The 10,935-nt window shown below is 63.3% G+C and carries 10 protein-coding genes and 2 pseudogenes; 4 read left to right on the top strand and 8 right to left on the bottom strand.

Going from position 1 to position 10,935, the window contains the following annotated elements:
- Positions 1 to 155 (top strand): annotated as a pseudogene (locus EN939_RS39800) (MarR family transcriptional regulator); the annotation flags it as partial.
- A gap of 40 nt (positions 156 to 195) precedes the next feature.
- Here the strand turns inward: EN939_RS39800 and EN939_RS08535 are convergent.
- Genes EN939_RS08535 through EN939_RS08525 form a run of 3 tightly spaced genes read right to left on the bottom strand, consistent with a single transcriptional unit; the run spans position 196 to position 4,057 of the window.
- Positions 196 to 1,164 carry a substrate-binding domain-containing protein gene (locus tag EN939_RS08535; RefSeq protein ID WP_127267673.1) on the bottom strand — a complete coding sequence of 323 codons (969 nt, stop codon included), beginning with the start codon at positions 1,162 to 1,164 and terminating at the stop codon, positions 196 to 198.
- Entirely contained in the window at positions 1,161 to 2,477 is a 1,317-nt protein-coding gene (locus EN939_RS08530; protein ID WP_127267672.1) for an ABC transporter permease, read from the bottom strand. Before EN939_RS08530 ends, EN939_RS08535 begins: the two co-directional genes overlap by 4 nt.
- The gene (locus EN939_RS08525) at positions 2,474 to 4,057 is read right to left on the bottom strand and encodes a sugar ABC transporter ATP-binding protein (RefSeq protein ID WP_127267671.1); all 1,584 of its coding nucleotides are present in this window, start codon (positions 4,055 to 4,057) and stop codon (positions 2,474 to 2,476) included. Before EN939_RS08525 ends, EN939_RS08530 begins: the two co-directional genes overlap by 4 nt.
- A gap of 220 nt (positions 4,058 to 4,277) precedes the next feature.
- Between EN939_RS08525 and EN939_RS08520 the strand changes: the two genes are divergently transcribed.
- Positions 4,278 to 5,297: a LacI family DNA-binding transcriptional regulator gene (locus tag EN939_RS08520; protein WP_127267670.1), complete on the top strand. Its 1,020-nt coding sequence runs from the start codon at positions 4,278 to 4,280 to the stop codon at positions 5,295 to 5,297.
- 32 nt (positions 5,298 to 5,329) lie between these two features.
- Here the strand turns inward: EN939_RS08520 and EN939_RS08515 are convergent, their stop codons facing one another.
- The 3 genes from EN939_RS08515 to EN939_RS08505 all read right to left on the bottom strand — a co-directional run bounded on the left by EN939_RS08515 (position 5,330) and on the right by EN939_RS08505 (position 8,883).
- On the bottom strand, positions 5,330 to 6,331 hold the full coding sequence (locus EN939_RS08515) for an LLM class flavin-dependent oxidoreductase (RefSeq protein WP_127267669.1): 1,002 nt from the start codon (positions 6,329 to 6,331) through the stop codon (positions 5,330 to 5,332).
- Positions 6,332 to 6,399: 68 nt separating this feature from the next.
- Positions 6,400 to 7,569, bottom strand: a complete 1,170-nt coding sequence (locus tag EN939_RS08510) for an AI-2E family transporter (protein WP_127267668.1) — start codon at positions 7,567 to 7,569, stop codon at positions 6,400 to 6,402.
- 252 nt (positions 7,570 to 7,821) lie between these two features.
- Positions 7,822 to 8,883 (bottom strand): LLM class flavin-dependent oxidoreductase, encoded by a 1,062-nt coding sequence (locus tag EN939_RS08505; RefSeq protein ID WP_127267667.1) that lies wholly within the window; start codon positions 8,881 to 8,883, stop codon positions 7,822 to 7,824.
- Positions 8,884 to 9,183: 300 nt separating this feature from the next.
- Here EN939_RS08505 and EN939_RS08500 point away from each other — a divergent pair, with 300 nt between their 5' ends.
- Entirely contained in the window at positions 9,184 to 9,612 is a 429-nt protein-coding gene (locus EN939_RS08500) for a DUF6481 family protein (RefSeq protein ID WP_023761392.1), read from the top strand.
- A gap of 131 nt (positions 9,613 to 9,743) precedes the next feature.
- Here the strand turns inward: EN939_RS08500 and sugE are convergent, their stop codons facing one another.
- Both sugE and EN939_RS39695 read right to left on the bottom strand, forming a co-directional pair.
- Positions 9,744 to 10,058 (bottom strand): quaternary ammonium compound efflux SMR transporter SugE, encoded by a 315-nt coding sequence (sugE, locus tag EN939_RS08495; protein ID WP_013528463.1) that lies wholly within the window; start codon positions 10,056 to 10,058, stop codon positions 9,744 to 9,746.
- A gap of 206 nt (positions 10,059 to 10,264) precedes the next feature.
- Complete coding sequence (locus EN939_RS39695; protein WP_013528464.1) at positions 10,265 to 10,390, bottom strand: hypothetical protein; 126 nt, start codon at positions 10,388 to 10,390, stop codon at positions 10,265 to 10,267.
- A gap of 210 nt (positions 10,391 to 10,600) precedes the next feature.
- Here EN939_RS39695 and EN939_RS08485 point away from each other — a divergent pair.
- A pseudogene (locus tag EN939_RS08485) lies at positions 10,601 to 10,935 on the top strand (transglutaminase family protein); the annotation flags it as partial.

The raw sequence follows: 10,935 nt of genomic DNA, 5'->3' as shown, positions 1-10,935 counted from the left end.
ACAAGAGACGGCTGCTGGTCAATCTGACCGCGGCAGGCCGTGATGCCATCGACCGCCTGATCCCGCTGGCGCGCGAGATCACCCAGGAGACGCTGGCACCGCTCTCCGCCAAGGAGATCGCCACCTTCATGAAGCTGCTGGTGAAGCTGGCTTAGACCGCCGGGCGCCAAAAAGGCACCCGGCAGGAAGCTTGGCTCAGAGGCCGTTGTCCTTCAGCACCTGGGCGGCGTTTTCCTTGGTGATCTTCTCGGTCGGCAGAGTGATGGTCTTTTCGACCTTCTCGCCGTTGAGGAACTTGATCGCCTGGCGCAGGCCTTCGGCACCGGGAGTGACATAGGTGAAGGTTGCCGTCAGCTCGCCCTTGTTGACCATCTGCACGCCTTCGTTGGGCAGGCCGTCGATACCAATGAACTTGATGTCCTTCTCGCGGCCGACATCCTTGGCGGCGAGATAGGCGCCGTAGGCCATCGGATCGTTGTGTCCGTAAACGAGATCGATCTTCTCGTTGCTCTTCAGCGCGTTGGCCATCAGATTGTAGGCCTGATCCTGCTTCCAGTCGCCCGATTGCTGGTCGAGCAGATATTTGATGCCCGGCTCCTTGTCGGTGAATTCGTGGAAGCCGTCGTGGCGGTCATGCGCCGGCTGGGTGCCCATGCCGCCCCAGATCTCGACGACGTTGCCTGCAGCCTTGCCCTTGCCGCCAAGCAGTTCGACGGCATATTCGCCGGCCGCGCGGCCGATCAGCGCGTTGTCGCCACCGACGAACTGCGTGTAGTCCTTGGTCTCGACATTGCGGTCGAGCACGAAGACCGGGATCTTGGCATCGATCGCCTGCTGCACGACGCCGGTCAGGCCGGCCGATTCCTTCGGTGACACCAACAGCGCATCGACTTCCTGGCGGATCAGGTTCTCGACATCGGCGACCTGCTTTTCGGTCTTGTCCTCGCCGTCGGTGATGATCAGTTCGACCTCGGGATGCTTGGCGGCTTCGGCCAGAATGTCCTTGTTGAACTGCGCGCGCCAGGGCTCGATGGTCGTCACCTGCGAGAAGCCGATCTTCCACTTCTTGTCCTGGGCGAAGGCATTGCCGGTGGTCAGAAGCGCGGTGGTGGTCAGCAGTGCCGCGGTCACTGCAGCAAGCTTCAGCATGTCACGTCGTTTCATTTTTTGTTTCCTCCGAGATTGAGAGACGGTGTCTCTTGCGACGGCCGCTTTGCCGCGGCCGTTTCCTTGTGCGCCGATTGCCCGCCGGGCAGGCGCAGATAGGCCAGGAGATCACCGGCATTGCGCTCCTGCACGAGCACGGTGCCGATGATGATCATCCCCTTCAGCACCAGCTGAAGGTTCGAATTGATGTTGTGGAGCTGCAGGATGTTGGAGAGCAGACCGAAGATCAGCACGCCGCAGAACGTGCCGGTGAGGCTGCCGCGCCCGCCCATCAGGCTGGTGCCGCCGATGACCACGGCGGCGATGGCGTCGAGCTCCAGCCCGGCGCCGGCATCCGGCTTGCCTTGCCGGTACTGTGCGACATAGAGCACGGCGGCGATGCCGGCGAGCAGCCCCGAGACGGCATAGGTTGCGATCTTGACGCGGCCGGCGGCGATGCCGGAGAGGCGCGCCGCCTCCTCGTTGCCGCCGATGGCATAGACATAGCGGCCGAACGGCGTGAAGCGCAGCACCGCGCCATAGATCAGGATGGCGCTGAGGAAGAACAGGCCCGGCATCGGGATGATGCCGAACACCAGCGAGCGCAGGATCTCGAAATCGGCGGTCGCGTTGGAGCCGGTATAGACCGGCAGCACCGCATTGTTCTGGCCGGCGGTCAGCCGTGCGATGCCGAGCGCCGTCACCATCATCGCCAGGGTGACGATGAAGGGCTGCAGGCGCCCGGCAACGATGATGAAGCCGTTGAGCGCGCCGAACAGCAAACCAACGCACGGCGCCACCAGCAGCACGCCGAGCACACCGAATTTCGGCTCGATCTGCGGCAGCAGAAACCACAGCGACAGGCAGCACAGGACCACGCCGACGACGGCGGGCGTGACCAGGCCGCGAATCCCGTCCAGCTTGATCTCACGGAGGAGGTCGGCGCCGGCACGGGATTTTGCCAGGTTCTGGAAAATGAAACGGGTGACGACGAAACCGAGGCAAAGCGCCACCAGGGCGACGGTTGGCACGCCCAGCACGACGCCCGGCGTCACGCCTGGAACCGTCAGCAGCATGGCGCAGACCACCGAGCAGATGGCCATTAGCGAGCCGACGGAGAGATCGATGCCGCCGGTGATGATGACAGCCGTCATGCCAGTGGCGATCAGGCCGGTGGTCGACACCTGGCGCAGCACATCGAGCAGATTGCCGTAGGAGAGGAAGATGTTGTTGCCCTTCGAGCTCATCGGCGAGCCCAGGACACCGATCAGGAAGATGGCGATCAGGCCCCAATAGAGCTTGGTCCGGGACAGGAGTTTCAAAACGGTCATGCGGCTGGTCTCGATATGGTCCGGCGCGGGGCGGCGAGGCGCATGATGGCCTCCTCACTGGCCGCGTCGCGGGAAAGAATGCCTGTCTGGCGGCCATCGGCCATCACCAGGATGCGGTCGGAGAGGTGCAGCAGCTCCGGCAGTTCGGAGCTGATGACGGCGATGGCGAGACCGTCGCGCGCCAGCTTGAAGATCAGGTCGTAGATCTCGCGTTTGGCGCCGACATCGATGCCGCGCGTCGGCTCGTCGAGCAACAGCACCCTCGGCTTCGTCGCCAGCCATTTGCCGATGACAACCTTCTGCTGGTTGCCGCCCGACAGCGTACCGGCGGGCTGGTCGATGTCCCGGCAGCGGATGCCGAGGGCCTTGACCGCCTGCCGCGCCAGCCCCTGCTCGCCGGCCAGCGAGCGGATGCCGAAGCGGGCCAGCGAGCCGACCAGCGGCAGGGCGACATTGTCCGCGATCGAAGCCTGCAGATGCAGCCCTTGCGTCTTGCGGTCCTCGGTCACCAGCGCAATGCCCAGCCGCCTCGCATCGCGCGGCGAACGGATGTCCACGGGATGGCCGTCAATACGGATTTCGCCGCCGGTGCGGCCATTGCTCGAGCCGAAGATCGCTTCCAGGATCTCGGTGCGGCCCGAACCCAGCAGCCCGCCAATGCCGAGGATTTCTCCGGCGGCAAGATCGAAGCCGACGCCGTCGATCACCGTGCGCCAACCATGCGCATCGGGCTTCGACAGCGACAGGTTTTCGACCGAAAGCACGGTCATGCCGCTGGTGTTGCGCTCTTCCTCGGAGGAAGCGAGCAGGTTGCGGCCGACCATCGCCGAAATGATCGTATCTTCGTCGAGCCTGGCCATCGGCTCGGTCAGCACATGGCGGCCGTCGCGAAACACGGTGACGCGGCCGGCCAGATGCATGACCTCGTCGATGCGGTGCGAGATGTAGACGATGGCGACGCCGCTGTCGGCAAGCTGGCGGATGATGCGGAACAGCCGCTGGCATTCGGCCGGCGAAAGCGCCGAGGTCGGCTCGTCCATGATCAGGATGCGTGCCGACATCGACAGAGCCTTGGCGATCTCGACCAGTTGCTGCTCGCCGACACGCAGGGCGCCGACGCGGGCTTGCGGATCGAGTTCGATGCCGAGCCGCTGCAACAAAGCACCTGCCGCGCGGCTGCTCGCCTTGCGGTCGACGATCAGCCCGGCGATCAGCTTCTCGCGGCCGAGGAAGATGTTGTCGGCGACGCTGAGCTCGGGCACCAGGTTGAGCTCCTGATGAATGATGGCGATGCCGGCATCCTCGGCGTCGCGCACGCCGGCGAAGCTGGTGGGGCGGCCATCGACGCTCACCGTGCCGTCATAACCGGTATAGACGCCGGAGAGGATTTTCATCAGCGTCGACTTGCCGGCGCCGTTCTCGCCCATCAAGGCATGAACCTCGCCGCGACGCAGCTCAAAGCCGACATCGACAAGCGCGGCGATGCCGCCGAAGCTCTTGGAAATGCGCTCGGCACTCAGAACGATGTGCGACCGATCGGCCGCACCGTGCTCCGGGGACAGGCAATTGCTCTCTTGCATGACAATGGCGGCCTCCCTTCCGTCGTCGTCAACTTCCCGCAAACGCTAATCTAAACGTTTCGATCATGTCAAGCCGATATAAGGTGCCGGACGTTTGGTGCAATTCGATTCTTGCTAAAAAGGACAGGATTCCGTACGTATTGGCCAGCAAGAGTGGCGAAACGTTTCGAAAATGACAGCGTCAGGGCAAAAAAGACACCGCAAATCCACCGCGCCCACCATGCTTCATGTGGCTGAAGCGGCGCGTGTTTCTGTCGCCACCGTTTCGGCGCTGATCAATGGCACGGCGACGGTCAGCCCGGAGCTTAGCCAGCGCATCGAGCAGGCAATCCGCGATATCGGCTACAAGCGCAACGCGATCGCCCGCAGCCTGAAGATGGGCACGACCCGCACCATCGGACTGACCGTGCCGCACATCACCAACCCGTTCTTCACCGATGTCGTCTCGGTCATCCAGCAGGCCTTCGACCGGGCCGGCTATGCCGTCATGCTGTGCTGCACGGACGAGGATTTGAACACCCAGGACGACCAGATCAGGTTGCTGCTCGACCGCATGGTCGACGGGCTGATCGTGGCGCGCGTCGGCGACGGCGCGATCCTCAAGCGGATCGTCGACGACGCCAACGTGCCGGTCGTGCTGCTCGATCGTATCTGCAAAGGCATCGACACCGATGCCGTGGTGCTGGACAACCAGCGCGCGGTGTTCGACGCCATCACCTATCTGATCAATCTCGGCCACCGGCGCATCGGTTACATCACCGGCACCTCGGACATCTCGCCGATGCATGACCGCATGGCGGGATATCGCGAGGCGCTTCACGCCGCCGGCCTGCCGATCGCCGAGGAGTTGATCCGCTTCGGCAATTTCCACGAGATCGACGGCTATAACGAAACCATGCAGATGCTTTCCTCGCATGATCGGCCAAGCGCGATCTTCTCGGCCAACAATCCGATGGTGATCGGCACCATGAAGGCGATCCGCGACATCGGCCTGTCCTGCCCGGAAGATATTTCGGTCGCCTGCTTCGACGACTTTCCATGGTCCGACGTGTTCCAGCCGCAGTTGACCACGGTGGCCCAGCCCGTGCAGGCGATCGGCGAACAGGCGGCCAATCTGCTTCTCGATCGTCTCGCCGGCAACAGGGACGCGCCGCCGCGCAAGCTTTTGCTCAAGGGCAGGCTGATGATCCGCAATTCATGCCGTCCGCTCGGCGCGATTGCGCAGAGCGTGAGCGCGTAGCCTTCCCCCGGCGTAAGTCGTAGCAGGGCCTGTCAGGCCGCCTGCGAAAGGGATTTGTGCGCCTCGGCCAGGATTTCGAACGACCGCACCCGCGCCGCATGATCAAACATCTGCGCAGTGACCATCAGTTCGTCGGCACCGGTGCGGCGCACGAAGGCATCGAGGCCTTGCCGCACCGTTTCCGGGGAGCCGACGACGGCGCAGGACAATGCCTGGCCGAGCATTGTCTTTGCCATCGGATCGAGATCGCGGTCATAGTTCTCGACAGGTGGCGGCAGCCGGCCGGCCCGACCGGTGCGCAGATTGACGAAAGCCTGTTGCAGCGAGGTGAACAACAAACGGGCCTCCGCATCGGTGGGCGCGGCGAAGACATTGAGGCCAAGCATGACATGCGGCTTGTCGAGCTGCTCGGACGGCTGGAAGCGCGAGCGGTAGACATCCAGCGCGTGATCCAGCTCCGCCGGCGCGAAATGCGAAGCGAAGGCGTAGGGCAGGCCGAGCATGGCGGCGAGCTGCGCGCCGTAGAGGCTGGAGCCGAGGATCCAGACCGGCACGTCCTGGCCTTCGCCGGGCACGGCGCGAATTCGCTGGCCTTCCTCGGCCGGCTGGAAATAGCCCATCAGCTCGACGACATCCTGAGGGAAATTGTCGACCCCGGCCTCGAGATTGCGGCGCAAGGCACGGGCGGTGCCCATGTCGGTGCCGGGCGCCCGGCCGATGCCGAGATCGATGCGGCCCGGATGCAAGGCGGCCAGCGTGCCGAACTGCTCGGCAATCACCAGCGGCGAATGGTTGGGCAGCATGATGCCGCCGGCGCCGACGCGAATGGTCTTGGTACCGCCGGCGACATGGGCAATGACGACGGCTGTGGCCGCGCTGGCGATACCCGGCATGTTGTGATGCTCGGCCAGCCAGAAACGCTTGTAGCCCAGGCGCTCGGCATGGCGGGCAAGATCGAGCGAGTTGGCCAGCGACTGCGAGGCATCGCTGCCTTCGACGATCGGCGACAGGTCGAGAACGGAAAGAGCGGTCATGGATGGGATCCTGTGTCAGGACCGCATGTAGGAAGCATCCGGCGGCGCCGCAAATTCAAAAATATTGATCAGCCTTTGATAGCTTCGGGGTCGGCGATGTCGTCCTCCTCGACGACAACCGCGTGCTGCGCGGCGAGAAAATTGCCGACATGGCTGAGCCCGTCGAAATGATCGCAGAATACCTTGATGACGACCAGCAGCGGCACCGCCATCAGGGCGCCGACGAAGCCCCACAACCATGACCAGAAGGCGATGGCGATCAAGATTGCCACGGCGTTGATCTCCAGACGCCGGCCGACCACCATCGGCGTCACGAACTGGCCTTCGACGATGTCGCACAAGATCACGAAGGCCGGCGCCAGAAGCGCGTAGAAGATGGTATCGAAGCTGATCAACGCCATGACCGTGACAAGCACGATGGTGATCAGCGCTCCGACATAGGGCAAGAAGTTGAGCAACGCCGCGGCGGCTCCCCAGACCAGCGGATTGGGCATGCCGAGCGCCCACAGACCAAGAGCGATGACCGTGCCGAGGCCGGCATTGATGATGGTGACGGTGAGCAGATAGTGCGAGATTTCGCGCTCGACGTCATAGACGACGCGCAGCGCCCGTTTCTTTTCGCTGAGGCTGGCGAAGGACTGGATGATCTTTTCATAGAACATCGTGCCGGAGGCGAGCAGGAACAGCGACAGCACGAAAATGATAGTCAGGCCTGTTCCGGCCGACAGGATGTTGCTGGCGGCCGCCGACAGGATGCCGGACTGCGCCATCGCCACCCTCTGGATGCCCGGCTCCTGCGACGTCTGGGTCAGCTGTTCGATCTGATGCGAAATCTGCATGATCTTCTCGAGTGGGCGGCGCAATTGCGCCAGCCGTTCGGCAAGTTGCTGGCCTATCGAAGAGGTGTTGTTGATGAGGTCGATGATCGGTCCGCTGAGCAGGTAGCCTACGCTGGCAAAGATGCAGATCGACAACAGCACCAGAAGGGTCGCCGAAACCACTTCGGAGATGCCGTGCCTGCGCAGGAGCCTAACGATCGGCGTCAGCGTCAGCGCCAGCAGGAAAGCCAGAATGACCGGCATGAAGAAAGCGCGAGCGAAGTAGAGCGCATAGATGGCCATGAACAGGAAAATGCCGACGAGCAGCGAGCGCATCAGATGCGTGTCGGCGCGGGCCGCAACGCGCGAATCCGACTCGTCGGCGATGGCGCGGCCCAAGGCAGCGGGTTCGGTTTTCATGCTCACCCTCGAGCCGGCGCCCTCGGCGATCGGCTATTGCTTGCATGAACGCAGAGTTATGGGCGCAGGTTCCATGAGCCGGCTTCCGGAATGAGGCCCGTTTGCACGGGTCCGGAAATCAGAGCGCGCCGCAGCATCCAGGCCTGCACTCACGGCGTTGGAAGAGAGATTTGGCTTTCTTCCCAATGTCGTGGCGACGAGGACGAAAAATCCGGCCTTCTCAAAGGCAGCAGCCAGCAGCCGACATTTCCGTCAGGCTGCCGGCGTGGTGACGGCTGTGCCAGCCCTGGCTGTTTCCTTGCGCACGATCGGCGCCACCCTGGTGCCGTAGAGTTCGATCGCCTTCATGATCTTGGCATGCGGCATGGTGCCGATCGCCATTTGCAGCAGGAAGCGGTCATTGCCGAAGATCTTGTGCTGGGCGACGATCTTCTCAGCCACTTGCTCGGGACCGCCGACGAACAACGCGCCGTTCGGGCCGCGCGACTGGTCGAAATGCGCTTGGGATGTCGGACCCCAGCCGCGCTCGCGGCCGATGCGGTTCATCACCTCCGCCTGCGGGCCGTAAAAATCGTCGGCCGCCTGCTCGGTCGTCTCGGCGATGAAGCCGTGCACGTTGATGCTGGTGGCAAGGCCCCTCGGGTCGCTGCCGGCGCGCTTGGCGGCTTCGCGATAGAGATCGAACAGCGGCGCGAAGCGCGCCGGCTCGCCGCCGATGATGGCGAGCGCCAGCGGCAGGCCGAGCGCACCCGCGCGGGCGGCAGACTGCGGCGTGCCGCCAATGGCGATCCAGACCGGTAGCCTGTCCTGGAAGGGCCGGGGATAAACGCCGCGATCGTTGATCGGCGCGCGCAGATTGCCGGACCAGGTGACCTTCACGCCGTTGCGGATGGCAAGTAGCAGATCGAGCTTTTCGGCGAACAGCTCGTCATAGTCCTCGAGGTTGTAACCGAACAGCGGGAAGGATTCGATGAACGAGCCGCGTCCGGCCATGATCTCGGCGCGGCCGCCCGACAGAAGGTCGAGCGTTGCGAACTGCTGGAACACGCGCACCGGGTCATCAGAAGACAGAACGGTGACGGCACTGGTCAGCTTGATGCGCTTCGAGCGCTCGGCGGCCGCGGCCAGGGCCACGACCGGTGCGGAGGCGGCATAGTCGGGCCGGTGATGCTCGCCGAGGCCGAAGACGTCGAGGCCGACCTGATCGGCCAGCTCGACCTCCTCGATCAGGTTGCGCAGCCGCTCATGCGGGCCGATGGCGCCGGGGCCCGGCTGCGGGCTGACGTCGGCGAAGGTGTAGAGACCGAGTTCCATCTAATGTCATCCTGGTGTTGGAATTTGCCGCTAGACGTAGCCATCCGCCAACCTCGCCGCCAGAGGCGCGACGGTGAACAGTGCATGTCGTTTTCGGTTCAATCTCTTCGTCGCAATTCCCAAGGGAAAGCGCTGCGCGCTTTTCCCGGGAAAACCGTTTCACACTTCCCTGAAATTGCTCCAAAGGCGTCTCCCGAGTGCAACAGCCGACAATTTCATGGCTGCCATGCCGTTTTGGCGCTTGAACTCTCGGTTTTCGCGCGTATGTAAGCGTCGCGAATTGACTTCAGGGAAGTGGACTTGGCTATCTACAGGGAAAAAGACGTTTTCGAGCGGCGCAATGCCGCAAACGAGGCAAAGAAGGCGCTCCTCGAGCGCTTCAAGGCAAAGCCGGCGGCGGATGATCCCGCTGTGCTGGCGCGGCAGGCTGAACGCAAGGCGATCCTCGCGGCCCGCGAAATCCGCGAAGCTGAAAAGGCTCGGCTGAAGCAGGAGAAGCTGGCACGCGAAGCGGTCGAGAAGGCCGAGCGCGAGGCAGCAGCCGAAGCGGCACGTATCGCCGCCGAGGAAGCTGCACAGGCTGAGGCCAAGATTCGGGAATCCGAAGAGAACGAGCGCATCGCCCGTTTTCTGGCCGACGAAGCCGAACGCAAGGCCAAGCGTGACGCGCGTTATGCGGCACGCAAGCAGCGCACCGGCAGGACGCCGCCGGGCTTCTCCGCCCGCTAGCCTCAGGATTACCGAAGCAGCCAGCTTCGACAATCAGGGTCGCCTCACAGCGGCCCTGAAGGTGTTTGTCCCATGTCGCCCAAATATTGGTCCCGGTTCTGGGAGGATGACATGCGCAAACCAAAAGACCGTCAGGCGGCGAACTTCAGCCCCATGATGCCGCAGACGATGAGCGCGATGCAGGCCAGCCTGATCGCGGTGGCTGGTTCGCCGAGCAGCCAGATGCCGAGCAGTGCCGTACCGACGGTGCCGATGCCGGTCCACACCGCATAGGCGGTGCCAACGGGCAGCGCCTTCAGCGCCAGGCCGAGCAGAGTGAGGCTGACGACCATAGAGGCAACGGTCAGCACGGTCGGCACCAGTTTCGAGAAGCCATCTGTGTATTTGAGGCCGATTGCCCAGCCGATCTCGAACAGGCCGGCGAAAAAGAGAAGAATCCACGACATCGACAACGCTCCATCAGAGCATCGGACCGAAAGGTGATTTCGGCGTCCGACGATCAGTCAAACAATGGCGGGTCGTCCCGTCCGGATTTTGGGGAAGCGCGAGGTCGTCCCCGCCATGCCAATATAGGAATTTCGAGCGCTCGATCAACAGCGGCCGGCAACAGTGTCGCCGGCCGTAACCCTTATTGCGAAGTGGATCGCCGGACCTACTTGTCCTTGAGCTTCATCGCCTTGACCGGCGGCGCCTTCAGCGCGGGAGCCGGAGCGGGCTTCTTGGCGTCCTTCTTCGGCTTGCGGGCTTCCTTGCCTGCCTTCATCGCACCTTTAGCCATGATTCGTACCTCCTGATGTGGGACGCCAAGTGAAACAAGAGAACCGCCCGACCGCAAGGGGTTAGCGACCGTTGCCGGCGTCGCCGGATCGCTTTCAACCGGTTTCTAATTTGCTCGTAAACCATGACGGTCCGTGCGATGGTCATTTTCGCACTGCAGCATCGACCCGAGCTTCGCCGGGTGATCGTCAGGCAGGCCGTCAGGACGACAATGCGAATCCACATCGGCTGCGAGATGAGCTTCGACTTTCCGCAGGAAACGCCGCTCATCGCGATGCTGAATGTGCATTATTCGCGTGCCTCCGATCTCGAGCGGCCGGATTTCCTGATTTCCAACCCGCCGGTGCCGATCGAAAGCTATCGCGACAGTTTCGGCAATTGGTGCAACCGGTTCGTCGCGCCGCCCGGGCGTTTCACCTTCGGCACCGACGCGGTGATCCGCGATCCCGGCACTTTCGAGATGGGCGATCTGATGGCCTGGCAGCACGAGGTTCGCGACCTGCCGGCGGACACGCTGCTGTTCCTGCTGCCCAGCCGTTTTTGCGA

The sequence above is a fragment of the Mesorhizobium sp. M7A.F.Ca.CA.002.05.1.1 genome (genome assembly GCF_003998335.1).
GTDB lineage: Bacteria > Pseudomonadota > Alphaproteobacteria > Rhizobiales > Rhizobiaceae > Mesorhizobium.
The sequence above is the reverse complement of the archived record's forward strand: the minus strand, read 5'-3'. Positions and strand labels throughout refer to the sequence as shown.